Origin of the sequence: Confluentibacter citreus (genome assembly GCF_002807055.1) — a bacterium.
GTDB classification, from domain to species: Bacteria; Bacteroidota; Bacteroidia; order Flavobacteriales; family Flavobacteriaceae; genus Confluentibacter; species Confluentibacter citreus.
The window spans coordinates 309,210-333,883 of sequence record NZ_NIXN01000003.1 but is presented as its reverse complement, the minus strand read 5'-3'; the positions used below and the strand labels follow the sequence as shown (position 1 = coordinate 333,883).

The following is a 24,674-nucleotide window of genomic DNA, read 5'->3' as shown; positions in this document are numbered from 1 at the left end:
TATGGCACAGTCAAAAGCAAGTAAAAAGTTCATGAATATGGCTTACGGATTAGGAGCGGCAATCGTTATTATTGGAGCGCTGTTTAAAATAACTCATATCGAATTTGGACCCATCAATGGTAACCTGATGTTAACGTTAGGTCTTGTAACCGAAGCAATTATTTTTGCTATCTCAGCATTCGAACCGGTAGATAACGATTTAGATTGGTCGTTAGTATATCCAGAATTGGCTGGAGGTGAATCAAGCAAAAAAGAAAAAGAAAATCCACAAGGATTATTATCTAAAAAGTTAGATGAATTATTAAAAGATGCTAAAATTGATGGTGAATTAATGGCAAGTCTTGGTGATAGTATCAAGAGTTTTGAAGGTGTGGCAAAAAGTATGGCGCCTACTGTAGACTCTATTGCAGCAACTAGAAAATATGGTGAAGAGCTATCTTTAGCAGCAGCTCAAATGGAATCATTGAATAGTTTGTATAAGGCTCAATTGGAAAGCGCAAGCCGTCAATCTTCAATAAATGCAGAATCTGTTGAAAATGCAGCTAAATTAAAAGAGCAAATGCAATCTTTAGCATCAAACCTATCATCATTAAATGGTGTGTACGGAGGTATGTTATCCGCTATGAACAGGAAGTAATTAGGGGTTAATCCCAAATTTAGTAATTAACCAAAAAAACCTAATTAAACATGGCAGGAGGAAATTTATCACCCAGACAGAAAATGATTAATCTGATGTATTTAATATTTATAGCAATGCTAGCTTTAAATATGTCAAAAGAAGTGCTTTCAGCCTTCGGATTAATGAACCAAAAATTAACAGAAACTAACGAAGTTACAGAACAAAGAAATAATTCTTTTATAGCAGGTTTAGAAACAAAGGCATCAGAGCAGCCTGAAAAATATGAAAAATTGAAAGCAGATGCGGCTCAAATTCATATTATGGCTAATAAAATTGATAGCTATATTGAAGAACTAAAAAGTAAAATGGTGGCTACCGTTAAAGATCCAACCGATTATGAGGTTATGGATAAAGGCGATTATTTAGATAACGAATTCTTTAAAGGTGGTAAAATTGATAAAGAAGGCCAAAAATTTTTAGATGAAATAGCTTCATTCAGATCTGGTGTAACAGACATTCTATCTACTACACCTGGTATGGAGCCAATTGTTAAAGAGGTTAATACTAAATTCAACACAGACGAGGTAAAAAATAGAGATGGTATTAAAATGGCATGGTTAGATTATCATTATAGAGGATTTCCTTTAGTAGCCTCATTAACTAAATTAACAGCTTTACAAAATGATGTTAAAACAACAGAATCTGAAGTGTTGTCTACCATGTTACAGGGGACACTTACTAGCGAAGTGTCAATGACAAATTATACAACTTTATTGGAAACATCTAAATCTGCTTATTTTAATGGTGAGCAATTCGATGGACAAATTGTATTGGGTCGTAAAGATGCATCTACAAAACCAAATAGAGTTGAGTTAACTTTAGATGGAAGAAAGCTTTCAGAAAATGAATACTCAATAGAACAAGGTAAAGTAAAGTTAAAAGTTGGTACAGGTGCTCCAGGAGAACACAAAATTGAAGGTAAATTAATTTTTGAACAAGACGGGGAAGAGGTTGAAGTACCAGTTTCCTCATCATTTGCAACGGTTTCAAAACCAAACGCTGCTACCATTTCCGCAGATAAAATGAATGTTGTTTACCGTGGTGTTAAAAACCCAATGACTATTTCGTTTGCTGGTATTGCGGATAATAATGTAAATGCTTCTGCTCAAGGTTTAAGCCGAGTAAGTGGCAGTAAATACGTTATGGACGCTACAACTGTACAAGGTAGAGAGGTTACTATTAATGTAACAGGTAAATTAGATGGGACAACGGTTAGCGATAGAGCAACATTTAGAATTAAAGATTTACCAAAACCAACAGGTACTGTTAGAGGTGAAGATGGTTCTATAAAAATGCAACGAGATGCTCTTTCAATTTCAACAGTTGGCGCTAAATTTGATGATTTCGATTTTGAACTACCATTAAATGTTACAGGATTTAAATTTAAAGTGCCTGGTCAACCCACCATTGATGTGAATGGTAATAAGCTTGATAGCAGAGCCAAAGCGGCTTTATTAAAAGCAAAACGAGGAGAAGATGTTCAAATATTTGATATTGAAGCTAAAGCTAGCGGTGTTAGTGTGATACTTAAAAAAGTATCTCCTATCATGATTGAGCTTACAAACTAAGATACAAATAGGTACATCTGGTTAAAACCTAAATAAAATGTATAACAAGATGAAGATTAAGAGTTTTTTATTAACCGTTACAGCTGTTTTTACAGTGTCTGGTGCATTCGCACAAGCAAATATCTTGAATGCTAAAAGTCCAGACCAAATTGGAGTAAGAACAGAAGCACAAAAAGCCGTAGATAATGACAAACCGTTAGAATATGGTTACGTTGACGATAGAGATGTGCTTTTCTCTAAAATGACTTGGGAGCGCATTGTTCTTGATGAACGTGTTAATTTTCCCCTCTACTATCCAATAGACACAAATAATATTGGTAGCAATAGGAGATCATTATATGATGTGCTTATGAAGAACATTCAAAACGGAAATATAGAAAACATTTATGATGATTCTTATTTTAAAACTAAAAGAACTTTAAAGGATATTGAAGCGGCATTGGTTAAAGTTGACACTACCGAGCTTGGGATTGAGCAAATAAATGCTGGTGAACAACTATCTGCTGAATATATTAATAGAAGAGATATTACTGCGGCAGATATTACCGAATATCGTATTAAAGGACTTTGGTATTTTGATAAGCGCCAATCTGAATTGAAATATAGATTATTAGGGATTGCTCCAGTATCAGAGGATGTTAACTTTATTGGTACTGAAAATGCAGATTTAGTAGAATTATTTTGGGTGTTTTTCCCTGATGCTAGAGAAGTGTTGCATGAAGCTAAAGCATTTAATAATGAAAACAGCTCTATGCCATTCTCCTTTGACCATATTCTAAATTCTAGGCGTTTCAACGGTTACATTTATAAAGAAGAAAACGTACAAGGCGATAGAGAAATTAGTGAATATGTATCTGAAAATGCTTTGATGCAATTGTTGGAATCTGATAGAATTAAAGATAAAATTAGAGATTTTGAACTTGATATGTGGACTTATTAATTCACGCATGACTTGTAAACAATATAAAACGCTCACCAAAAGGTGAGCGTTTTTTGTTTTTGTCATTCCTGCCTGAGCAGGAATCCACTTTTCTAAGTATATTCGTGCCAAATTATGGAAGTAGATTATATTATTGTAGGTTGTGGTATTGCTGGTATTAGTTTTTGTGAGCAATTAAAAAAGCATCATAAAACCTTTGTTGTTTTTGATGATAACTCGCAACAATCGTCTTCGGTTGCAGGAGGGCTATATAATCCTGTGGTTTTGAAACGCTTTACGCCTGTTTGGAAATGCCAAGAGCAATTGCAATTAGCCTTGCAAATGTATCATCGTTTAGAAATGGAATTTGATGTTAAGCTGGATTATAAAATCCCCGTTTACAGAAAATTTGCTTCACTTGAAGAGCAAAATGATTGGTTTGCAGCTTCCGATAAACCAAACCTTTCAGAATATCTGTCTTCAGCAGTTATTAAAAACGATAACAAATATATTGATGCCCCTTTTGGGTTTGGTGAAGTTAAGGAAACAGGAAGAATAGATGTTAAGACGCTGCTGGATGTTTACAAAACAAGTTTGTCAAAACAAGGACTTTTTTTTGAAATCACGTTTGATTATCAATATTTAAATATTGAAGGAATCTGTATTAAGTATAAAGATATCCAGGCAAAGCAACTGGTTTTTTCTGATGGCTTTAGTGTAAAACAAAATCCATTCTTCAATCATTTACCATTAGTTCCGGCAAAGGGGGAGTTGTTAACCATTTATGCTCCAGATTTAAATATCGATTATGTTTTAAAATCAGCTATTTTTTTGATTCCTTTAGGCAATCACTTATATATTGTTGGAGCTACTTATGAGTGGAAAGATTTAACCCATCAAATAACAGATGTGGCCAAAAATGAACTTTTAGACAAATTAAAAAAGCTAATAAATTGTTCTTTTGAAGTTGTAAATCAAGTCGCCGGTATACGTCCCACTGTAAAAGACAGACGACCTTTGGTTGGTCCACACCCTAATCATAAAAATATATATGTACTTAATGGTTTAGGAACCCGAGGTGTTATGATTGGACCTTACGTAGCAAAACAACTATTCAACTTCATTGAATATAATCATCCTTTAGAAGCAGAAATTGATATTAAGCGCTTTGAAAAAGCTTAAAACAATCTATTTTTTGACAAGTGATTTATCGTAACTCATAAAAAGATTGATCCAAATATTTCTGGAAATTCTCAAAATGATAGGTAAAAAAATAATTAAAGTACCTATTATGGATATGAAAACAATATCAAGACTAGCATTTAAAAAATAAAAAGAGATCACAAAAGCGGCTACTGCAAACGCAATACCTACACCATAACTTACATACATGGCTCCGTAAAAAAAAGAAGGCTCAATTTTATATTTAGTGCCACAGCAGCTACACTTTTCGTGCATAGTTAACGTTTCGGAGAGTATGTAAGGGTTTTTATTAACGTACATGCTTTCTCCATGGCATTTAGGGCAAGCACCCGTTAAAATACTATATAGTTTAGTTCCTTTTTTTAACATAGAATTTAATGTATTTTTGCAACCGCTTAGCAAAAATAAGTTTTAATAAATTAAGCCTAGTAACTTAAGTAACATTTCTATGATGAACATTCATAATTTATCGATTTCATTTCAAGGAGAGTATCTTTTTGAAGACCTAACCTTTAAATTAGGAAATGGGGACAGAATAGGTCTTATAGGTAAAAACGGCGCTGGTAAATCTACTATGCTTAAAATTTTATCAAAGGAAATGGAACCTGATACGGGTCAAATTGCAGCCGATAAAGAACTTAAAATCGGATTTTTAAAGCAAGACATTGATTTTATTTTAGGAAGAACTGTGCTTGAGGAAGCTTACGAAGCGTTTACCGAAATAAAGGAACTTGAAGCAAGAATTCATGATATCAATACCCAACTTGCTGAACGCACCGATTATGAAAGCGACATATATCATCAATTGATGGTTGATATTAACGAGCTTCAACATCAATATGAAATTTTAGGAGGATATAATTATCAAGGTGAAACAGAAAAAATTCTACAAGGATTGGGTTTTCAGCGTAAAGATTTCAATAAATTAACCGATACCTTTTCTGGTGGATGGCGTATGCGTATTGAACTTGCGAAACTGCTTCTTCAAAATAACGATATCTTATTATTGGATGAGCCAACAAACCATTTGGATATAGAATCCATCATTTGGCTGGAAGGATTTTTGAAGAATTATGCAGGCGCTGTGGTGATTGTATCGCACGACAAAATGTTTTTGGATAATGTGACCAATAGAACGATTGAAATTTCTTTAGGGAGGATTTATGATTACCCTAAGCCTTACACAAAGTATTTGGTACTGCGTGAAGAACTTAGAACACAGCAATTAGCTTCTCAAAAAAACCAACAAAAGCAAATCGAGCATACCGAAAAACTTATAGAAAAGTTTAGGGCCAAAGCATCCAAAGCGACTATGGCACAATCGCTAATAAAAAAGTTGGACAAAATTGATAGAATTGAAGTTGATGAGGATGACAATAGCGTGATGACGCTAAATTTTCCTGTATCTATAACCCCAGGAAAAATAATAGTTGAAGCTGAAAAAATATCTAAACATTACGGACATAATCAGGTTTTAAAAAACATCGATTTACTTGTAGAACGCGAAAGTAAAATTGCTTTTGTGGGTCAGAATGGCCAAGGAAAATCGACACTTGCGAAAATTATAGTCGGCGATTTAAAATATGATGGCCATTTAAAGTTGGGACACAATGTTCAAATAGGTTATTTTGCACAAAACCAAGCAGAGTATTTAAATGGGAACAAAACCGTTTTAGATACCATGATAGATGCTGCCAATGAAACGAATAGAAGCAAGGTTAGAGATATTTTAGGCTCGTTTTTATTTAGGGGAGAAGAAGCCGAAAAATATGTAAGAGTGCTATCTGGAGGGGAGCGTAACCGATTGGCGCTGGCAAAATTAATGTTGCAGCCATTTAATGTTTTGGTGATGGATGAGCCAACAAATCACTTGGACATAAAGTCTAAAAATGTTTTAAAAGAAGCATTAAAACGATTTGAAGGAACGTTGATATTGGTTTCACACGATCGTGATTTCCTGCAAGGATTAACAAAAACAGTATTCGAATTTAAGGATCATAAAATAAAAGAATATTTAGGGGATATTGATTATTACTTAGAACAACGTAAAGTGGATAGCCTTAGGGATGTTGAAAAACGTACGGTTGTTAAGGAAATTCCTAAAGAAAAGAAGCAACAAAGCTACGATGAGCAAAAAAAATTAAAATCCTTAAATAATAAATTAAGCAATATTGAAGCAGAAATAAGTCAATTGGAAAAAGAAATAAAAGCCATTGACCTATCTCTTGAAATCAATTATGAAGAAGTTACTTCTCAACCCCATTTCTTTGATAACTATCAGAAAAAGAAAGCTAAATTGAAAGATTCCATGCAAAAATGGGAAGAAATACAACTAGAAATTGAGCAATATTCTAACGAATGATATTTGGTTTTTTCTAAATAATTGATAACTGTTTATTCTATTTTAAAATAAACAGTTATCATATCTTTTGTGCTCAATAATATTATAGCGATAAATTACCAGCAAGTTGTTTTAATGTAATTTCAGATAATTTGGCTTGATATTTAGCTACGCTTAACCGTAATTTAGCATTGATATAGTTGAGTTGCGCCGTTCTAAATTCTATCGTTGGGATGGTTCCAATATTATATTTAGACAATGTGATGTCAAGATTTTCTTTGGCAATTTCTTCATTGTCGGTTTCCAGATCAACTAAGCCGACGTTGGTAAGATACGTTTGAAACGCTGTATTTAATTGTGCTTTTATGGTTAGAGTTTGTTGTTCAATGGCAATGGTTGAATTTTCCAATTGCATCTTTGCGATTTTCTCATTCCTATTTTGATTGGAGCCATTAAAAATATCCACACTAGCTGAAAAACCGTAGTTCCAGCCTCTAGAATTATTTAGTCTGGCAAAACCTAAAGTGGACTCTGAATCACTAAAATTATAGCCTGTGTTTGCAGTAATGGTTGGGTACCTATTACCTTTTATTTGTTTTAATTCCAATTCCGCAATGCGTTTGTTGATGAGTTGGGTTTGTAAATCCGGATTTTGATTAGTGGCAAGCGTCTCCAAATCAGTAAGTACTAAATTGTTATTGATTAGCACATCATCATCAACTTTAAAATCAATTTTCGTGTCTCGTGCCAGAATTTCATTCAGTCTAATTTTTGTATTGGCATAAAGTTCTTTCTGTCTTAAAAATAGAGTTCTATCAGTATTAAGATCTACTTGGGCATTGAGCACTTCCAATTTAGATGCTTTTCCAATGCTAAACCTATTATCAGCTAATTCTACACGCTGTTGTGAAATAACTATGGTACTATCTAAGGCAGTCAACTGTTGTTGTTGTTGTACCAAATCATAATACGTAATCATGACATCACTAACACGATTCAAGATGGTACTTTTCAGTTCGGCTTCTCCTAAATTTTTGAGCTCCTTCAACTGTTCATAACGTGTAAACATATTAAGACCATCAAAAATGGTCCAATCCAAACCCACGCCGTAACTTTTATTATTGTTTTTGGCACCATCAAGTTCTATTTCCGTACCATCAGCACGAACTTGCGAACTAAATTGTGTACTATTATTTGTACTTGCAGAAGCAAAAACCCTAGGTAATATACCAGCAAACCCCAGACTTACAGAAAGCGAATCAATGTCTAAATTATTACTAGCCAAACGGATTTCATAATTATTGTTTAAGGCTATTTGTACTGCTTCATTTAGCGTCAGTAAATCTTGGGAATTCATCTGTAAAGACAAAATACCGATGCATAAACTCAAATAAATTCTCAAAATCTTACTCCTTTTCATAGCCATCAATTTTATCAAATTCAGGTCGGTGTTTTTTCTCCCGAGACCACATCATGTAAATTGCGGGAATAACAAATAAAGTTAATACTAATGAGAACATGGTACCTCCAATAATAACAACCCCCATTCCTATGCGACTTGTTGAAGCAGCACCGAGCGACAATGCAATTGGTAATGCGCCTAATGCAATAGTTAAACTTGTCATTAAAATAGGTCTAAGTCGAGATTCTGCCGCTTTTAATATAGCTTCAGGTTTAGGCATGCCTTCTTCACGTAATTGATTTGCAAATTCTACAATTAAAATTCCGTTTTTGGTCACTAAGCCAATGAGCATAATGGTCCCAATTTGACTGAATATATTCCAAGTTTGTCCAAATAACCACAATGAAAACAAGGCACCTGCAACAGCCATTGGAACGGTTAAAATAATCACAAACGGATCAATAAAACTTTCAAATTGTGCTGCTAAAATAAGGAAAATAAGAAGTAATGCCAATCCAAAAGCGAACAAGGTATTAGAACTACTTTCCACAAAATCGCGCGATTCTCCACCTAAATCAGTTGTGAATGAATCATCCAATACTTTTTCTTTTATAGATTCCATGGCATCGATTCCATCATTCATACTCATGCCGGGCGCTAAACTTGCAGAAACTGTGGCTGACATATAACGGTTATTGTGATATAATTGTGGCGGACTGCTTTGTTCTTCTGTCGTCACTAGATTATCCATTTGAATGAGGAGCCCCGCATCGTTTTTAACGAATATCGATTTCAAATCCATTGGTGCATCTCGGTCTTTTTTGTCAAATTGTCCAATGACTTGGTATTGTTTACCATTCATCATAAAATAACCAAAACGCTGTCCACTTAATGATAATTGTAAAGTTTGTGCCACATCTAAAACGGAAACACCCAGACTTTTGGCCTTATCACGATCAATGGTCACATAAATTTCAGGTTTGTTAAATTTTAAATCAAGATCTGTGATCGCAAAAGCAGGATTATTTTCTGCTTCCGCCATAAATTCTGGAATTTTCTCTTTTAATTTTTCAAAATTAGGCGCTTGAATGATGTATTGAATAGGCATGCCACCACGCCGATTAACGGCAATGGTTGGTGTTTGAGAAACATTGGCACGAGCATTTTCAATACCCTTAGCCAATCGGGTCAGATCTTGGGCAATTTCATCTTGTGAACGTTCACGTTCGCTTGGATCAACTAAAGATATATTAGCTCGGCCACTATTAACAGATGAAGAACCAAATCCTGGAGAGGTAATGATCAAGCTTACCTTTTTTTCAGGAATCGAATCATTTATCAACTCCGTCAATTCACCCATAAATCGATCCATATAGTCAAAAGAAGCACCCTCAGGAGCTGTTATATTCATACTTAGAAAACTACGGTCATCATAAGGCGCCGTTTCCTTCTTAAGTAAACTATAAAACAACCCAATCATTACCAAACATACAGCCAAAATGGGGAAACTCAGCCATTTTTTCTTCATGAAATCACGAAGTGAATTGGCATACTGGGTATTCATTTTAACAAAAAAACGTTCTGTTACTTCATAAAATTTTGAATGTTTCTGTTTTCCCGGTTTCATTAAATAAGCATTCAACATGGGAGTTAATGACAATGACACAAATGCTGAAATCAATACAGCGGCACCAATCACTATACCAAATTCCCTAAACAAGCGTCCCACAAAACCTTCGAGAAAAATTACGGGTAGGAATACCGCGGCTAGTGTAATGGAAATTGAAATGACAGCAAAGAATATCTCGTTAGAGCCTTTAATGGCGGCTTCAATAGGTGTCATACCTTCTTCCACCTTTTTGTAAATGTTTTCGGTGACTACAATGCCATCATCAACCACCAAACCTGTAGCCAATACAATGGCGAGAAGTGTTAAGACATTGATTGAAAAACCAAACATCCACATAATGAAAAACGTTGCAATCAAAGACACAGGTATATCAATAAGAGGTCTCATAGCAATACTCCAATTTCTAAAGAAAAAGAAGATGACCAAAATAACCAATACAATGGAGATGGCCAAGGTTTCAACTACTTCTGTAATAGCACGTTTTACAAAAAGGGTATCATCAATAACTACATTTATTTTAAAATCTTCAGGCAAATCCTTTTTGAGTTTTTCAAATTCTTCATAAAAAGCATCTGCAATAGCAACATAATTAGCGCCCGGTTGTGGTACAATAGCCATGGCGACCATAGGTTGGCCCGAATCGCTTAATTTGGTTTCCATGTTTTCGGCTTCCAATGTGGCATTCCCAACATCATTAAAACGCACCACTTTTTCACCGTCTGCAAAAATAATGATGTTGTTAAATTCTTCTTGAGTAGAAAGATTGCCAATGGTCTTAACGGTCAATTCAGTATTTGCTCCTGTCAATTTTCCAGAAGGCAATTCTACATTTTGAGATAATAAGGCTTCTCTAACATCAGAGACGGTGACACCATAGGATGCCAATTTTATAGGATCTATCCACAAACGCATGGCATATTTACGCTGCCCCCAAATTTGCACACTACTTACTCCTGGGATGGTTTGAAGGCGTTGCGCCAATACATTATCGGCATAGTCAGAAAGCTCTAAAATATTTTTATTGTCACTTTGAACGGTCATGGAAATAATCGCTCTTGAATCGGCATCAGCTTTTGAAACCACTGGAGGCGCATCAAGATCTTGAGGTAGAGCTCTTGAGGCTTGAGATACTTTATCTCGAACATCATTAGCGGCTTCTTCTAAATTTTTATCGAGGTTAAATTCGATATTGATTCTACTGGAACCTTGGTTACTTTGTGACGTAATGTTTCGAATGCCATCAATACCATTTAAAGCTTTTTCAAGAGGTTCAGTGATTTGAGATTCAATAATATCGGAATTGGCTCCCGAATAATTAGTGCTTACAGAAATTTGAGCGGGATCGATAGAAGGGAATTCTCTAACACCAAGGTATGTATAGCCAATAATACCAAATAGCATGATAGCCAGATTCATGACAATGGTAAGTACAGGACGTTTGATACTTAAGGTCGATAGACTCATTAGTTTAAGGATTTATTTAGATTGACCTTAACAGGTGTTCCATTTTTCAGGGACATAACACCAGAAGTTAAAATGGTGTCACCTGCCTTAATTCCTGAAATAATTCTTATCAAGCTATCAGTTCGTGTACCCGTTTCTACTTTGTATTCTTGTGCCTTACCATTTTTGGATACAAAGATGACTTTCCCATTTTGAATTGGAATCAAAGCCTGAGTTGGAACCAACAAGGCGTCATTTACAGTTTCTAATGGCAGGGTTACATTCGCAAAAGTACCTGGGTACAATTTGCCTTCTTTATTATCAACAATCGCTCTCAATTTTAACGTTCTCGTAGCCAGATCCACTAAAGGTTCCATAGCATATATTGTAGCTGTATGTTCTTCTGTAGCATCAGACGTAGTAAATGTAAGTGGATTGCCCACTTTGATTTTAGAAACATATTTTTCTGGAATTGAAAATGTAATTTTGATTTGGCTGGTGTTCACCAATGTTGCGATTGGAGTTTCGGGTGTCACAAAAGAACCTTTAGAAATGGATCGTAAACCGATAGTGCCTGAAAAAGGTGCTCTCACCGTTGTTTTATTTAACTGTGCGGCAATTAAATCGGATTCGGCGCGCGCAGATTCGAAATCGGCATTTGATATATCAAATTCTTCTTGACTAATGGCTTGTTTTTCTAGTAGCAATTTTGCTCTTCTCTGATTTTCAGAAGCCAATTGTTGTGCTGTCCTTGCTTTAGATAATTGTGCACGAAGTTCAATATCATTCACTCTAAGCAGCACTTGGCCTTTCGACACTTTAGCGCCTTCTTCAAAATTAATACTCTCCACAACGCCCGAAATCTCACTTCTAATGTTGATTTCCTCATTGGATTCTAAAGTTCCTGAAAGTGAAAGGTTATCGTCAAATTTTTGTGGTTTTAGGACTTCGCCTTGAACACTCATGATAGGCGCTATCTTCTTTTCGTTCCCGAGGCTGTTGGTCTTTTTATTTTCTATCACCCTGTAGACGATTAGGGCAACAATTCCGATAATAATAACGGTATAAATAATGTATCTTTTTTTCATTAAAGTTGGCGGTTATTGCATGTTTATTATACATACAATTTTTGCAAATTTACCTCTTATCAGTCAAAAAAATTATAACTTAATTTTTATTTAACAGAATTTTAGTTGTTTTCTTTAAATCCATTCCAAATGACCTCTCATAGGGTGTTTTTATATGTCTTTATGATAAAAAAATAGATGAATTAATTCTGGTTTTTGTATCGATTTTTGTCTATTAATTTTGTGATTACAATTATTAAACTTAATTATTTTCCTTGAGAATTATGCTGTTCATCGGAAATCTAGCGGTTCATCGGTTGTTAAATGTTAAAAAAATAAGCATTTAATCGAATAAAATAGTTTTTCATCTGCTTTCGGACTAATTTCGTGAGAGAATTAATCCCAAATTTATTCGGACATGAAAAATATAAAACTACTCTTAATCTGCTTTTTTATTACAACATATTCTTTTGCAGATATTTCCTCAACTGAAAAGGATGCCCTAGTAGCACTTTACAATGCTACAAATGGTACTAATTGGAATGCTACTTGGGATTTGAGCAAACCTGTAGATACTTGGTACGGAATCAAAATAGAGAATGATAAGGTTGTTGAGATTAATTTGGCTTTTAATAATCTTGAAGGTAGGTTACCTCAAGAAATAGGTAGTTTAGTATCATTAAGAACTTTAAATTTCGGATTCAATAAAATAAGTGGCACAATACCAACTTCAATTAAAAATTTAAAAGATTTAACATCTTTAGAGCTTTTTATGAATAAGCTAGAAGGAACTATTCCATCGGAATTGGGTGAACTAAAAAAACTAGAATCATTAAAATTATATAGTAATAACTTAACAGGTGCCATCCCAACAGAATTAATGGGGTTGACTAATTTAAAAGAACTTCTATTAGGAAGCAATTTTTTAACTGGAACCATACCAAACGAAATTTATCAATTAAGTAAGTTGGAAAAGTTAAGTTTGATGGATAATAAATTGGAAGGTCAAATACCAGTAGAAATTGCTCAGTTAGGACAATTAGAAGAATTGGTGCTGTCTAGCAATAAATTAACAGGCGATTTACCAATGGAATTTATAAACTTAAAAAATTTGAATACACTAATGGTAAGTGATAATAATTTGAATCAAGAGTATATTAGTGTTTCAGGAAACAATCCTCCAGGTATTATGTTATTGCCATTGCAAAAGCAAAATGCAACAGCTATTATGGACATTGAAAAAGAATAGTTTTAATTAGAATTTCTTAAATCTTAAAAGAGGCTGTATTTAAATACAGCCTCTTTTTTTTATAACTTTATAGGATGATAGAACATTATTTTAGTTGTCCGTATTGTTGGGAACCCATTTCCATGCTGTTGGATTCTTCGGTTTCTAAACAAACATATATAGAGGATTGTGAGGTGTGTTGTAACCCAATAGAAGTAAAAGTTGCATTTTTAAGTATGGAACTTATACATTTTCAGGCGGATAGTATTGAGCAATAATATTTTTAAATATAATCTTGCTAAAATTAAAAAGGATTGTATATTTGCAGTCCAAAACAGTTTTGTCGGTATTATGAACCGAAAGTTAAAAGCTAGGTAAATTGTGTTGGAATTAAATCGCGGGATAGAGCAGTAGGTAGCTCGTCGGGCTCATAACCCGAAGGTCACTGGTTCGAGTCCAGTTCCCGCTACTAAACGAGACTCAAGTACATTTTTGTATTTGGGTCTTTTTCTTTTAAATAATTTTACTATACTTATTTCTATATTCAATAGGAGTCAAGCCTGTTATTTTTTTAAAAACAGTTCGGAACGCTTTTGTGTCTGTATAGCCAACATCAAACATAACCTCGGAAATATTTTTTCTGGTACTTTCAAAACAGCGTTTGGCAGCTTCAATTTTCACGCGTTGGTGGTATTCAATGATAGTATTGTCTGTAGTTTGTTTAAAACGTCGTTCCAGACTTCTGCGACTTACAGCAACTAATTTGGCCATGTCATCCACCGTTATTTTGTCTTGATAATTAGTTTCAATAAATTCTTGTACTTTTTTAACTTCGGTATCGTTATGGTCTTTCTGCCCCGTAAACATCATAAATGCGGATTGACTTTCCCTGTCAATATCTATGGCGAAGTATTTTGATGCTAATATGGCGGTGTCTCTATCGGTATATTTTTCTAATAAATAAAGTAACAAATTCCAATAGGAGTTTGCCCCACCACTAGAATAAACCCCGTTTTCCTCTGTAATGATGCTTCCATCCATAATGTCGACATCTGGAAATGTTTCCCTAAACTCGTTATAGAAAGCCCAATGCGTTGAACATTTTTTTCCGTTTAAAATACCGGTTGAAGCCAATAAAAAAGCACCTAGGCATAAAGAAGCAATTTCAACACCATTGTTGTAATGATTTAGAAGCCAAGGAATGGCTTTTCTGTTCAGTTCAACAGCCGTTTTCATATCTCCAAAAAGCGCGGGAATGATGATGAGATCTGTTTCCTTAACATCGTCCAATAAAAAATCGGTATGAACGGAAAACATCCCATTATTAAATGTTACTTCTCGTTGTTGCCCAACAAGATATACTTCAAAAAGAGGTGCTTTTCCGTTGGCTTGTAAAAACATGTTAGCGGCCGAAAACATATATTGTGGGTCTGCCACAGCTTCTATTACGGCAGACTCAGGAACTAAAATGGTTATTCTTTTCATAATTCAAATATAATAAATCCATTTGTCGTAATCAACCCTTTTGATAGCCGTTATTGCACTCCGTTTAAATGTTCTACTTTTTACAAATTTGTATTCTAACAATTAAACATATTAAAAAATGGAACAGATATCAGTTAAAACAATAGTAAATGCATCAGCAAAAAAGGTGTGGGAATTATGGACAGAGCCTAAACACATTGTAAAATGGAATACAGCATCAGAGGATTGGCACACGCCTCGTGCAGAAAACGATTTAAGGGTTGGCGGCAAGTTCTTGTCTAGAATGGAAGCTAAAGATGGTAGTTTTGGTTTTGATTTTATTGGAATTTATGATGAAGTTGAGCCATTAAAAAGAATAGCTTATTCTATGGAAGATGGACGCAAAGCCAAAACAGATTTCAAAGAAAACAATGGAAATACAGAGATTATTACCGTTTTTGATGCAGAATCACAAAACCCCATCGATATGCAGAGAGCTGGTTGGCAGGCTATTTTGGATAATTTCAAGAATTATACTGAAAACAATTAATCCTAAAAATAGAAATAATGAAAAATAATAATGTATCCCTACACAGAGTATTGAAAGCAGCACCCGAAAAAGTGTTCCATGCATTCTCAAACCCAACAGCATATGCCAGCTGGCTTCCACCTTATGGCTTTTTAGGTACGGTTCATCACATGGATTTTAGAATTGATGGTAGTTACAACATGTCATTTACAAATTTTACAACAGGAAATGGACATTCATTTGGTGGAAAGTTTTTAGACATCAAACCGAATGAACTTATTAAGCATACTGATACTTTTGATGACCCAAATTTACCTGGAGAAATGACCACGACAATTTCGTTTAAAAAAGTTTTTTGTGGGACCGAACTTGAAATTTTACAAGAAGGCATCCCTTCTGTAATACCAGCAGAAATGTGTTATTTAGGTTGGCAAGAATCATTGGAAAAATTAATGAAATTAGTTGAGCCCGAAATTCAAGACGCATAAGAATTTTATTAGGAACATGAAAACCTTACGAACCTGTAAAAATGGTCATCAGTATTACAAGAGTAGTGACTTTCCTGTTTGCCCCATATGTGAAAACGAAAACAAATCAAAAAACGGCTTATTCCACATGCTTTCTGCTCCAGCTAAAAGGGCATTAGAAAATAAAGGAATAAGAAACTTACAGGAACTTTCTAGATATACTGAAAATGACATTTTACAATGGCACGGTATAGGCAAAACTACCATTCCAAAACTTAAAGCATTATTAGAAACGGTGGGTTTAAAATTTAACGCTGAAGGTAAATGATACAGATACATGCTTATTTGACTTTTAATGGCAATTGTAGGGAAGTCATGATGTTTTATAAATCATGTTTGGGCGGGGAACTCACCTTACAAACCATTGGAGATTCTCCGCTCTCACAAAAAATGCCAAAGCAAATGAAAGATTGTATTCTACATGCAACACTTACTAATGATTCCCTTGTATTGATGGGAACAGATATGGTAGCCTCTAAAGGGCTTATAAAAGGGAATAATATTTCACTATCCCTCAAGTGCATTAGTCTTGAACAGATTGAAACATGTTTTGAAAAACTTTCAGAAGGAGGTAAGATAGAACATCCTCTGGAAAATAGTTTTTGGGGTGCTTTATTTGGGGGCCTTACAGATAAATATGGAAACCATTGGCTATTGAGTTATGAAAAATAAATATTTAAAATATTAACCAACACACAAACACATGAAAACAACAAAAACAAACAAAATCATTTTTTGGACGGCAACTATTATTATCTTTTTATTTGAAGGAGTTATGCCTGCTTTCACATCGCAAACCGAATTAGCAAAGGAAGGTATCCGTCATTTAGGTTATCCTGAGTATTTTGGTAATGCCTTGGTAGTATTTAAAGTTTTAGGCGCTTTGGCTTTGGTGATTCCACAAGTCCCCAATCGGATTAAAGAATGGGCTTATGCTGGTTTTACATTCGATTTTTTATTTGCAAGTATCAGTCATTTTGCTGTGGACGGATTCGATTTTCAAACCATTTTTCCAATAATCATCCTAGCAATATTAATGGTTTCCTATGTTTATTTTCATAAACTGAATGCCACAAGTATAAAAGCATGATAGAATAGCTTAAAAAAAAAGTATAATTGAACGCAACTAAATCTTGTTTTTAGCATCTGTACGTATATTCTCTTTCGATACATCAATTGAATTATTTCTAAAATGGTAGAAGTTTTTAAAACCAACATCACGAAACAAAAGCAATCAAAGCAGATTCTTGAGAAACTAAATGAAACGTTTCCCAAATATAAAATCAACTTCGATTTGGAAGATTGCGATAATATTTTGCGTGTTGAAAACCCCATTGGTGACGTTCATAATGACCATGTTATTCAATTAATTAGTGATGTGGGGTTTTATATTGAACCGCTAGCAGAGGAGTTCGCAGATGAATAAATATATAAGCTATTAATTGTTATAGAATTGAAGGATGCTAAGGTGCAAAATCCACACAGTAAGATGATATGAGCTATAAATTCTATTTTTATAGCTCAAATATAGCCCAATTTTGAGCTATAAAGTTTAATTTTATCTTCACAGAAAGATTTTTAATTTGTTTCCCGAAATACAAAGTTTGCAACTTGTCATGCCAACATATGGAAAAAAAGTTAATGGAAATTGTACTTGATAATGGAATTTTATTTGGAGTTATCTTTATTTTATTGTCAATTGCTTTAACAATAATTAATCTTAAGAAAAAAGGGAAGGCGTTCGAAGAGCATAATGTTGCTTCTTGGGGAGCATATGTAAGTGGATGGACTTTAATTATTCTTGTATTTATATTTGGGATATTTTTAGTTAACGGAGGTGTTTGATTGTTCTTAACTTATCATAGTGTTCTATGAAATCATAAAAAAACCATTCAATCCACAAGTTTCAATTCCCCTTTTCTCAATATTTCTTTAACCCGAATTTTTAAACGTTCAGGCTCAATTATTTTAGCATAATCACAAAACATAAGATACCATCTAGAGAATCCATTTTCTAAATCGGTTGTCATAAAAGTCATTTCTACATGATGTCCTTTCATCTTTTCTGAAACAAACCCATAATGTTTCCTGCCACTACTTATATAGCGTGCTACCGTTTTATCAACTAAAATAATGACTTTTGTTTTTTCAATGGTGTTCTCTTTTTCGCGGTGTTCATCTATCGTTCCGTGTTCCAAAGTAAACGGCAATTGGGTTCTGCTAATCAATAACATTCTGTCGGTTCTAAATTGCCTGTAGTCCTTTCTAATATGGCAATAACCCAACACATACCAAAATCCGTTTTCATGAAACAAACCAACGGGTTCTATATATCTTTCGGAAGGCGTGTCACTATTTAAAGCATGATATTTTAAAAAGACTTGCTTTTTTTCGGCAACGCTTTCAAAAAGAATTTCTAAGGCGTTTGGTAAATTTTTATTGAAAAGTTCTTGTGATGGATCTACCATGATTTGGGATTCTAATGCCGAAATCCAATCTTTTTCCCGTCCGCGTAACACCGATTTCACTTTAAACATGGCAGATTCATGATGACTTCCCAAGGATTTATCTACAAATTTTTGCATAAACTTTTCTGCCGCCACAAAGCTTCCGGCTTCTTCACGTGTAAACATCACAGGCGGCAATCTGTAACCTTCCATAATGGAATAACCAACGCCAGCTTCGCTCACAATAGGAACACCAGAAGCTTCCAATGTTCTCACATCTCTGTAAATAGTGCGTAAGCTTACTTGAAATCTATCGGACAACTCTTGGGCTTTTACAATGCGTTTCGACTGCAATTGCACAAGAATGGCAACAATGCGGTCAAAGCGTTTTACAGAATCTAAACTCATAATGGCATGATATATATTCCAAAGATAGGATTTGAAATGAAAGTATAAATCGAAATTGGGTTTCAATTTTTTCATAATTTTTTAAAATTAATGACATCATCACAATGCAAAGTAACATGTGGATTATGACAACCCTATGTCAGTAATTAATTTCTATAAAAATAAAAGTCAATAAAATATAACTAGTTAATAAACAATATTTTATAATAAATGATGAATAAATTTTTTTACTACTGACAAACGGTTGTCACATACCCATTTTAATTTTGGATTATAAATTAATAATCATTTAAAACAAACAATCATGGAAACCACATTAAACAAAAACACAAAACAGCATGAAGTAATATCGCCAACCGAATTAATAAATCATTGGCAAGGCCACAGAATTTTAACACGTAGGGTAATTGAAGCATTTCCTGAAGAAGCATTTTTTAATCATACCATAGGAGGGATGCGTCCTTTTTCAGACATGGTGATGGAACTTTTAGGCATTGCAGGGCCTGGAATTAAAGAAATCGCCACTGGGGTACAAGCACCACTTAATGAGCATTTTGAGCATGGTAATAAAAAAGCAAAAATCCTTGAGTTATGGGACGAAGCAACAAACGAAATCAACACCTATTGGGTTCAAATAAAACCGGAACAATTTCAAAAGAATATTAAAATTTTCGGTCAGTATGAAGGTACCGTGTGCTCATCCATATTTTACTTTATAGATAATGAAATTCATCATAGGGGACAGGGTTATGTATATCTACGCTCATTAGGTATTGAGCCGCCTGCATTTTATGAGAGATAATTAATAAAACCGATTCACATGCAAACAGTTTTAGTATTTAAAACGTCTATTCATAAAAAAAGTCATATTAAAAAAGTAAAACCACTTTTGAATGATTTGATTGCTAAAAACGGTTATTGGAATTTTGACTTGGAGGATTGTGATAACATCCTCCGAGTCGAAACCCAAACTATTTCAAGTGACACTATTTGCAATGTTTTAAACAATCATGGCTTTTGGTGTGAGGAATTATATTAATTGGTTGAAAGGGTTGAATAAATAAATAATATCTTACTAGCAATAGACTTTAATCTTGTAAGTCTCTTACATTTCTTCACAATTTTATGCTGTTAGGGCATATTAACTTCAATAATTCGGTTTTCTTATTTTTTTGTTAAAATATTTAACATCTGGTAATATTTAATACTTTTTATTCTTAATATTATAGACCTTATCTAATAAATGATGGCTTTAAAAAAAAAAATTAAAGTCATGGTTTTTTTGATAAAAAGTTTGCGGATTGGTTCTAAAACTTGAAAAAGATCAAAGTACAATTCTGAAAGATGGCTACGCGGCCCTGATGGGGGCAATATATTTAAAGGTGTTTTTAAGTGTTTTTAAAAAAGCCTTACTGTGAAGATGAAAATGAATGATGGAAGATTGAAAATTTAAACAATAACCATATATTTTATTTTAACCAACCATAATTCCCTATTGTTTTTTATGAAAATCAAAAACTTTGATCTCTCAGTAATTTCATTTGCTAACATGAAATTATGCTTAACACCAATAATAAAGTCAGGCCTCATTTTAATACTTTTTACGCTCTTAGGCTGTAATAAAAACAAAGATAACCAGCATAAAAGTTGGAAGGATTATGGGGGTGGCCCAGATCAATCCAAATATGTCGATTTAAATCAAATTGACAAATCGAATGTAAAGGATTTGGAAGTTGCTTGGTTCTATCCAACTGGAGACAATAAAATTTACCAATTTAATCCATTAATTGCAAATAATCACATGTATGTTTTGGCTAAAAACAATTCACTTGTAGCATTAAATGCAACCACTGGAGAGGAGATTTGGATTCATGCGAATTTATCTGGAATAACCCGAAGAGGTATTAATTATTGGGAAAGTAAAGACGGAAAAGATAAAAGATTAATATTCCAAATAAATAGTTATTTACAAGCTATAGATGCTACAACGGGAAAATCCATTCTCTCTTTTGGTGAAAATGGTTTGGTAGACTTAAGACAGGGGTTGGCAAGAGATCCAAATTCTTTTTCTAGAGTTCAGTCGGCAACACCCGGTAAAATTTTTGAAGATTTGATTTTGCTAGGGTCATCTCCAGGAGAGCAATATTCGTCTCCCCCAGGCTACTTAAGGGCTTTTAATGTAGTAACAGGTAAATTGGAATGGACATTTCATACCGTACCTCAACCGGGAGAATATGGGTATGATACTTGGCCAAAGGATGCTTATAAATATGTTGGGGGTGTTAATACGTGGGGGGAGATTTCCATAGATGAAGAAAGAGGCATTGCTTATTACCCCTTAGGCTCACCAACCTACGATTATTATGGGGCAGACCGTCATGGAAGTAATTTGTATGGCAACTGTATATTGGCATTAGATGCCAGAACAGGTAAAAGAATATGGCACTTTCAAACGGTGCATCATGATATATGGGATTATGATTTAACCGCAGCTCCCCAACTTGTTACGGTTAAACATGACGGTAAAAAAATTGATGCGGTAGCAGTTGCTTCCAAGAATGGATTCCTATTTGTTTTTAATAGGGTAACGGGTGAGCCTTTATGGCCTATTGAAGAGCGACCGGTTGCACCAAGTAAAATTCCTGGCGAACAAGCGTGGCCTACACAACCATTTCCAACAGTGGTGCCGCCTATATCCAAGCAAGAAATGAAAAAGGAAGATTTAAGCTTGGTATTCCTAAGTGATGAAGAGCGAAAAGAATGGGAGCAAAAATTGGATAGTGCTGAAATAGGGTTTTATACACCTCTTTCCAATAAAAATAGCACATTAGCAATTCCAGGTGCAGTAGGTGGGGTTAATTGGGGAATGACAGCCGCGAATCCAGACAAAGGCATGGTATATGTGATTTCTATGAATTACCCGTCATTTTATGAAAAATTGATGACTCTAGATGAAATACAAGAGAAAAACAGCAGCATGCGTGTTACAAGAGGGAATTCTTTACTCTATCAACAGAACTGTGCAACATGTCATGGACAAAATAGGGAAGGTTTAGCTGGCCCTGCACTTATAAATCTGGGTCAAAGAATGAATATGAATGATTTTAAGCGAATTTTATTTTCTGGTCGAGGGGACATGCCATCTTATTCCCATTTAAAAGCTGAAGAGTTGGAAGATCTTTATAATTTTTTATCTGGTTTAAATCAGAATCAAACAACCAGAAATAATGAAGAAACCCAAGTGCCAACGGGTCCTGTTGTAGAAATTGGTGGTGCTCCAGGTGGATTGGAACAAAGAAAAGTAGAGAATAGTGGTGGGCGATATGGTGCTCCTTATCCAGAAGATGTTAAAATAGACCATGAACGTTTGTATATGTATCAATGGGGACTTGAGTATCCTTACATCATTAACCCACCTTGGTCTGAAATTATGGCATACGATTTAAATAAAGGAGAGATTAAATGGAAAAGATCACTTGGAGAAGATCCTGAGGCCAATAAGTTAGGGTTTAAAAATACAGGCTTATTGAGAGCTCAAAGAAATGGAATGATTGTAACGTCTAGCGGATTGATTTTTTCAACATCAAAAGACGGTAAGATTTATGCCTATGATGCTGATAATGGTGAAGAATTATGGAGTTCAACATTGCCAACTGGATCCGAAGGGCTTCCTGCCATGTACGAAGAAAATAACAAGCAGTATTTAGTAATAACAGCTACAACACCTGTACGAGTTGGTAAAAATGGGGATGAAATAAATGAAGGTAATGAACCGCAGGGGGGCTATGTTGTTTATGCACTGCCAAGCAAATAGATTATAAATAAGTAAAACAATAGTTTATTCACATGAAAACGTATTTAACCTTAATTGTATTTTTCTGGGCAGGATGTATCGGTTTTTCGCAGAATTATAAAGAATTGCAAGATTTAAAAGCCATGACATTTATACCGGATTATCTTTTTAAGGAATCTACTCTTAATGATTGGAATAGTCTAGGTTCTGCAAAATGGAGTGCGAACGATGGAAGTATTATTGGAAAAACAGATAATGAAAGTAAGTCCGGAATTTTAGTTTTTAATGAATCGTATCAAGATGTTGCATTTCAGGTTTCCGTTAAAAGAAATAGTATGATTGAAACAGGATTGCTTTTTAGATTTGAAAAAAAAGATAATACTATAGATGCCGTTTTAATATCTGTTGATGGAACAGGAGATTTATCCTTGTTTAACATTCATTTTGATATGCAAGGTAATGAAATTGGTCGGGAAAAGCTGGCCAGGGCAGGAGGTATAAATTATCGAATAGCTCCTCCCGTTAAGGAAGACGCTAATCAGAACCCAAGTAGAAGATCTAACACGGCACCCAAAGTACCAAGCGATCTTCCCGTTAAGCAACCCAATACAGAATTTGTAAACGGAGAATGGAATCAATTGGAAGCTTATGTAGATGTTAACACCATACGGACTTTTATGAACGATGGTAGAGAAGTTGGAGGCACTATGGGAGAAGAAAAAAATGAGGACGGTTATGGTCCGGTGGCTTTATATATCAAAGGACTAGGAGAGGTTCAGTTCAAGAATATCATGCTAAAGGATTTATCAATAAAAGAAACCCCAATTGAAAAAACCTCTGAGAGATTTAAAATTCAGCGAATAAGCGATATGTATTACTCATGGGCAACGGATGCCGCCGATTTTAACAGAGATGGTAATTTAGATATAGTTGCTGGTCCCTATATTTATTACGGGCCCGATTACACAAAACGTAGTGAAATTTTCCCCGCCATCACAGGGAGTCCTTCCTTACAGTTTGCCTATAACCGAATTCAGGATGCTTATGATTTTAATAATGATGGTTGGCCCGATGTACTAAGTACTGCTTTTTCATCAGCACTCTATATAAATCCAAAAGGAGAAAATAGGCGTTGGGAAAGTTATAATATTCTTCCCGATGCCAGACAAGGTGAAGTAACAGCATTCAAAGATATAGACAACGATGGTAAACCAGAGTTGATTTATGGTGCCAATGGCCATGTACGTTATGCTAAGCCTGATGAAAATGATCCAACCAAAGCATGGATTGAATATAATGTTTCAGAGCAAGGATATCATTTAGCTCATGGTATCGGAACGGGAGATATAAATAATGATGGTAGGATAGATATATTGAATGCCGTAGGATGGTGGGAACAACCAGCGGTGTTGGATAGTACCAAAACGTGGAAATACCACCCCGTAGCATTTGGTAGATATGGAAAACGATCTGGTGGAATTGGAGGCAGTATCATGGCAGTTTATGATGTAAATGGTAATGGATTAAATGATGTGGTTACAAATTTAAACGTGCATGGTTTTGGTCTGGCTTGGTTTGAACAAAAAAGAAATGAAAATGGAGATATAAGTTTTGTTCAACACATGATAAGTGATGATTACCAATTTGATAATAAAGGTGGCGTCACATTTTCTCAAGCCCATGGAGCCACATTTGCTGATATTGATGGTGATGGCATTGAAGATTATATAGTTGGTAAACGTTATTTTACGCATTTGGATAACTATTTAGATCCAGATACTTATGGGCCTCCTGTACTATATTGGTATAAAACCGTTAGGAATAAAGAAGCCCCGGGTGGTGCGGAATTTATTCCAGAACTCATACATAATCGTTCTGGAGTTGGTTCAGAAGTTGATGCTGTAGATCTTGATAAAAATGGCACTGTAGATATTATTACATCTACAAACAACGGCACATTTATTTATTGGAACAATACAAAAAAATAGTATCATGATTTTGATGCTATTAGTTGTTTCAAATACAT

The 24,674-nt window shown here is 34.6% G+C and carries 24 protein-coding genes and 1 tRNA gene; 19 read left to right on the top strand and 6 right to left on the bottom strand.

Annotation, left to right across the window (positions count from 1 at the left end):
- Window position 1: 1 nt before the first annotated feature.
- From porL to CDH49_RS09090, 4 genes are all read left to right on the top strand, one after another.
- Window positions 2–637, top strand: coding sequence for a type IX secretion system motor protein PorL/GldL (gene porL, locus CDH49_RS09105; protein WP_100615187.1), 636 nt, complete (start codon window positions 2–4; stop codon window positions 635–637).
- A 50-nt stretch (window positions 638–687) separates the two neighbouring features.
- The gene (gene porM / locus CDH49_RS09100; protein WP_100615186.1) at window positions 688–2,247 is read left to right on the top strand and encodes a type IX secretion system motor protein PorM/GldM; all 1,560 of its coding nucleotides are present in this window, start codon (window positions 688–690) and stop codon (window positions 2,245–2,247) included.
- Window positions 2,248–2,296: 49 nt separating this feature from the next.
- Window positions 2,297–3,187 carry a type IX secretion system ring subunit PorN/GldN gene (porN, locus tag CDH49_RS09095; RefSeq protein WP_100615185.1) on the top strand — a complete coding sequence of 297 codons (891 nt, stop codon included), beginning with the start codon at window positions 2,297–2,299 and terminating at the stop codon, window positions 3,185–3,187.
- A gap of 114 nt (window positions 3,188–3,301) precedes the next feature.
- The gene (locus CDH49_RS09090) at window positions 3,302–4,348 is read left to right on the top strand and encodes an NAD(P)/FAD-dependent oxidoreductase (protein ID WP_100615184.1); all 1,047 of its coding nucleotides are present in this window, start codon (window positions 3,302–3,304) and stop codon (window positions 4,346–4,348) included.
- Window positions 4,349–4,354: 6 nt separating this feature from the next.
- On the opposite strand, the gene CDH49_RS09085 is transcribed toward CDH49_RS09090, so the two are convergent.
- Window positions 4,355–4,738, bottom strand: a complete 384-nt coding sequence (locus CDH49_RS09085) for a DUF983 domain-containing protein (protein ID WP_100615183.1) — start codon at window positions 4,736–4,738, stop codon at window positions 4,355–4,357.
- A 79-nt stretch (window positions 4,739–4,817) separates the two neighbouring features.
- Between CDH49_RS09085 and CDH49_RS09080 the strand changes: the two genes are divergently transcribed.
- Window positions 4,818–6,731 (top strand): ABC-F family ATP-binding cassette domain-containing protein, encoded by a 1,914-nt coding sequence (locus CDH49_RS09080; protein WP_100615182.1) that lies wholly within the window; start codon window positions 4,818–4,820, stop codon window positions 6,729–6,731.
- A gap of 82 nt (window positions 6,732–6,813) precedes the next feature.
- Here the strand turns inward: CDH49_RS09080 and CDH49_RS09075 are convergent, their stop codons facing one another.
- Genes CDH49_RS09075 through CDH49_RS09065 form a run of 3 tightly spaced genes read right to left on the bottom strand, consistent with a single transcriptional unit; the run spans window position 6,814 to window position 12,273 of the window.
- Window positions 6,814–8,130 (bottom strand): TolC family protein, encoded by a 1,317-nt coding sequence (locus CDH49_RS09075; RefSeq protein ID WP_100615181.1) that lies wholly within the window; start codon window positions 8,128–8,130, stop codon window positions 6,814–6,816.
- Window positions 8,117–11,206, bottom strand: a complete 3,090-nt coding sequence (locus CDH49_RS09070; protein WP_100615180.1) for an efflux RND transporter permease subunit — start codon at window positions 11,204–11,206, stop codon at window positions 8,117–8,119. Before CDH49_RS09070 ends, CDH49_RS09075 begins: the two co-directional genes overlap by 14 nt.
- Window positions 11,206–12,273 carry an efflux RND transporter periplasmic adaptor subunit gene (locus CDH49_RS09065; RefSeq protein WP_100615179.1) on the bottom strand — a complete coding sequence of 356 codons (1,068 nt, stop codon included), beginning with the start codon at window positions 12,271–12,273 and terminating at the stop codon, window positions 11,206–11,208. The genes CDH49_RS09070 and CDH49_RS09065 overlap by 1 nt, the downstream gene beginning before the upstream one ends.
- Window positions 12,274–12,670: 397 nt before the next feature.
- On the opposite strand from CDH49_RS09065, the gene CDH49_RS09060 reads away from it, so the two are divergent.
- From CDH49_RS09060 to CDH49_RS09050, 3 genes are all read left to right on the top strand, one after another.
- Window positions 12,671–13,501, top strand: coding sequence for a leucine-rich repeat domain-containing protein (locus CDH49_RS09060; RefSeq protein ID WP_100615178.1), 831 nt, complete (start codon window positions 12,671–12,673; stop codon window positions 13,499–13,501).
- A gap of 74 nt (window positions 13,502–13,575) precedes the next feature.
- Window positions 13,576–13,758 (top strand): CPXCG motif-containing cysteine-rich protein, encoded by a 183-nt coding sequence (locus CDH49_RS09055; RefSeq protein ID WP_100615177.1) that lies wholly within the window; start codon window positions 13,576–13,578, stop codon window positions 13,756–13,758.
- A 118-nt stretch (window positions 13,759–13,876) separates the two neighbouring features.
- Window positions 13,877–13,949 (top strand) — tRNA-Met (locus CDH49_RS09050).
- A 44-nt stretch (window positions 13,950–13,993) separates the two neighbouring features.
- Here CDH49_RS09050 and CDH49_RS09045 read toward each other — a convergent pair.
- The gene (locus tag CDH49_RS09045) at window positions 13,994–14,965 is read right to left on the bottom strand and encodes a GlxA family transcriptional regulator (protein WP_100615176.1); all 972 of its coding nucleotides are present in this window, start codon (window positions 14,963–14,965) and stop codon (window positions 13,994–13,996) included.
- Window positions 14,966–15,083: 118 nt separating this feature from the next.
- Between CDH49_RS09045 and CDH49_RS09040 the strand changes: the two genes are divergently transcribed.
- The 7 genes from CDH49_RS09040 (at window position 15,084) to CDH49_RS09010 (ending at window position 17,845) form a co-directional block, all read left to right on the top strand.
- Window positions 15,084–15,494: an SRPBCC family protein gene (locus CDH49_RS09040; RefSeq protein WP_100615175.1), complete on the top strand. Its 411-nt coding sequence runs from the start codon at window positions 15,084–15,086 to the stop codon at window positions 15,492–15,494.
- A 17-nt stretch (window positions 15,495–15,511) separates the two neighbouring features.
- Window positions 15,512–15,961 carry an SRPBCC family protein gene (locus CDH49_RS09035; protein ID WP_100615174.1) on the top strand — a complete coding sequence of 150 codons (450 nt, stop codon included), beginning with the start codon at window positions 15,512–15,514 and terminating at the stop codon, window positions 15,959–15,961.
- A 16-nt stretch (window positions 15,962–15,977) separates the two neighbouring features.
- Entirely contained in the window at window positions 15,978–16,268 is a 291-nt protein-coding gene (locus tag CDH49_RS09030) for a DNA-directed RNA polymerase subunit alpha C-terminal domain-containing protein (protein WP_100615173.1), read from the top strand.
- The gene (locus tag CDH49_RS09025) at window positions 16,265–16,672 is read left to right on the top strand and encodes a VOC family protein (protein ID WP_100615172.1); all 408 of its coding nucleotides are present in this window, start codon (window positions 16,265–16,267) and stop codon (window positions 16,670–16,672) included. The genes CDH49_RS09030 and CDH49_RS09025 overlap by 4 nt, the downstream gene beginning before the upstream one ends.
- Window positions 16,673–16,703: 31 nt before the next feature.
- Complete coding sequence (locus tag CDH49_RS09020; RefSeq protein ID WP_100615171.1) at window positions 16,704–17,090, top strand: DoxX family protein; 387 nt, start codon at window positions 16,704–16,706, stop codon at window positions 17,088–17,090.
- A gap of 102 nt (window positions 17,091–17,192) precedes the next feature.
- Window positions 17,193–17,426, top strand: a complete 234-nt coding sequence (locus CDH49_RS09015) for a hypothetical protein (protein WP_100615170.1) — start codon at window positions 17,193–17,195, stop codon at window positions 17,424–17,426.
- Window positions 17,427–17,626: 200 nt separating this feature from the next.
- Window positions 17,627–17,845 (top strand): hypothetical protein, encoded by a 219-nt coding sequence (locus tag CDH49_RS09010; protein ID WP_100615169.1) that lies wholly within the window; start codon window positions 17,627–17,629, stop codon window positions 17,843–17,845.
- A 47-nt stretch (window positions 17,846–17,892) separates the two neighbouring features.
- Here CDH49_RS09010 and CDH49_RS09005 read toward each other — a convergent pair whose 3' ends face one another.
- On the bottom strand, window positions 17,893–18,855 hold the full coding sequence (locus CDH49_RS09005; RefSeq protein WP_100615250.1) for a helix-turn-helix transcriptional regulator: 963 nt from the start codon (window positions 18,853–18,855) through the stop codon (window positions 17,893–17,895).
- A 304-nt stretch (window positions 18,856–19,159) separates the two neighbouring features.
- Between CDH49_RS09005 and CDH49_RS09000 the strand changes: the two genes are divergently transcribed.
- The 4 genes from CDH49_RS09000 to CDH49_RS08985 all read left to right on the top strand — a co-directional run bounded on the left by CDH49_RS09000 (window position 19,160) and on the right by CDH49_RS08985 (window position 24,636).
- Window positions 19,160–19,657, top strand: a complete 498-nt coding sequence (locus CDH49_RS09000) for a DinB family protein (RefSeq protein WP_100615168.1) — start codon at window positions 19,160–19,162, stop codon at window positions 19,655–19,657.
- 18 nt (window positions 19,658–19,675) lie between these two features.
- The gene (locus CDH49_RS08995) at window positions 19,676–19,894 is read left to right on the top strand and encodes a hypothetical protein (RefSeq protein ID WP_100615167.1); all 219 of its coding nucleotides are present in this window, start codon (window positions 19,676–19,678) and stop codon (window positions 19,892–19,894) included.
- A gap of 510 nt (window positions 19,895–20,404) precedes the next feature.
- Window positions 20,405–22,669: an outer membrane protein assembly factor BamB family protein gene (locus CDH49_RS08990; RefSeq protein ID WP_162296714.1), complete on the top strand. Its 2,265-nt coding sequence runs from the start codon at window positions 20,405–20,407 to the stop codon at window positions 22,667–22,669.
- Between the two features lie 32 nt (window positions 22,670–22,701).
- Complete coding sequence (locus CDH49_RS08985; protein WP_100615165.1) at window positions 22,702–24,636, top strand: FG-GAP-like repeat-containing protein; 1,935 nt, start codon at window positions 22,702–22,704, stop codon at window positions 24,634–24,636.
- Window positions 24,637–24,674 lie beyond the last annotated feature (38 nt).

What these genes read in the sequence shown, in the direction of transcription:
- CDH49_RS09080 (WP_100615182.1), top strand. Translation starts at nt 4,818, where the DNA reads ATGATGAACATTCATAATTTATCGATTTCATTTCAAGGAGAGTATCTT.
- CDH49_RS09005 (WP_100615250.1), bottom strand. Translation starts at nt 18,855, where the DNA reads ATGAGTTTAGATTCTGTAAAACGCTTTGACCGCATTGTTGCCATTCTT.
- CDH49_RS09035 (WP_100615174.1), top strand. Translation starts at nt 15,512, where the DNA reads ATGAAAAATAATAATGTATCCCTACACAGAGTATTGAAAGCAGCACCC.
- CDH49_RS09010 (WP_100615169.1), top strand. Translation starts at nt 17,627, where the DNA reads ATGGAAAAAAAGTTAATGGAAATTGTACTTGATAATGGAATTTTATTT.
- porM (WP_100615186.1), top strand. Translation starts at nt 688, where the DNA reads ATGGCAGGAGGAAATTTATCACCCAGACAGAAAATGATTAATCTGATG.
- CDH49_RS09020 (WP_100615171.1), top strand. Translation starts at nt 16,704, where the DNA reads ATGAAAACAACAAAAACAAACAAAATCATTTTTTGGACGGCAACTATT.
- CDH49_RS09045 (WP_100615176.1), bottom strand. Translation starts at nt 14,965, where the DNA reads ATGAAAAGAATAACCATTTTAGTTCCTGAGTCTGCCGTAATAGAAGCT.
- porN (WP_100615185.1), top strand. Translation starts at nt 2,297, where the DNA reads ATGAAGATTAAGAGTTTTTTATTAACCGTTACAGCTGTTTTTACAGTG.
- CDH49_RS08990 (WP_162296714.1), top strand. Translation starts at nt 20,405, where the DNA reads ATGAAATTATGCTTAACACCAATAATAAAGTCAGGCCTCATTTTAATA.
- CDH49_RS09065 (WP_100615179.1), bottom strand. Translation starts at nt 12,273, where the DNA reads ATGAAAAAAAGATACATTATTTATACCGTTATTATTATCGGAATTGTT.
- CDH49_RS09055 (WP_100615177.1), top strand. Translation starts at nt 13,576, where the DNA reads ATGATAGAACATTATTTTAGTTGTCCGTATTGTTGGGAACCCATTTCC.
- CDH49_RS09025 (WP_100615172.1), top strand. Translation starts at nt 16,265, where the DNA reads ATGATACAGATACATGCTTATTTGACTTTTAATGGCAATTGTAGGGAA.
- porL (WP_100615187.1), top strand. Translation starts at nt 2, where the DNA reads ATGGCACAGTCAAAAGCAAGTAAAAAGTTCATGAATATGGCTTACGGA.
- CDH49_RS09040 (WP_100615175.1), top strand. Translation starts at nt 15,084, where the DNA reads ATGGAACAGATATCAGTTAAAACAATAGTAAATGCATCAGCAAAAAAG.
- CDH49_RS09090 (WP_100615184.1), top strand. Translation starts at nt 3,302, where the DNA reads ATGGAAGTAGATTATATTATTGTAGGTTGTGGTATTGCTGGTATTAGT.
- CDH49_RS09060 (WP_100615178.1), top strand. Translation starts at nt 12,671, where the DNA reads ATGAAAAATATAAAACTACTCTTAATCTGCTTTTTTATTACAACATAT.
- CDH49_RS08985 (WP_100615165.1), top strand. Translation starts at nt 22,702, where the DNA reads ATGAAAACGTATTTAACCTTAATTGTATTTTTCTGGGCAGGATGTATC.
- CDH49_RS09030 (WP_100615173.1), top strand. Translation starts at nt 15,978, where the DNA reads ATGAAAACCTTACGAACCTGTAAAAATGGTCATCAGTATTACAAGAGT.
- CDH49_RS09015 (WP_100615170.1), top strand. Translation starts at nt 17,193, where the DNA reads ATGGTAGAAGTTTTTAAAACCAACATCACGAAACAAAAGCAATCAAAG.
- CDH49_RS09070 (WP_100615180.1), bottom strand. Translation starts at nt 11,206, where the DNA reads ATGAGTCTATCGACCTTAAGTATCAAACGTCCTGTACTTACCATTGTC.
- CDH49_RS09000 (WP_100615168.1), top strand. Translation starts at nt 19,160, where the DNA reads ATGGAAACCACATTAAACAAAAACACAAAACAGCATGAAGTAATATCG.
- CDH49_RS08995 (WP_100615167.1), top strand. Translation starts at nt 19,676, where the DNA reads ATGCAAACAGTTTTAGTATTTAAAACGTCTATTCATAAAAAAAGTCAT.
- CDH49_RS09075 (WP_100615181.1), bottom strand. Translation starts at nt 8,130, where the DNA reads ATGAAAAGGAGTAAGATTTTGAGAATTTATTTGAGTTTATGCATCGGT.
- CDH49_RS09085 (WP_100615183.1), bottom strand. Translation starts at nt 4,738, where the DNA reads ATGTTAAAAAAAGGAACTAAACTATATAGTATTTTAACGGGTGCTTGC.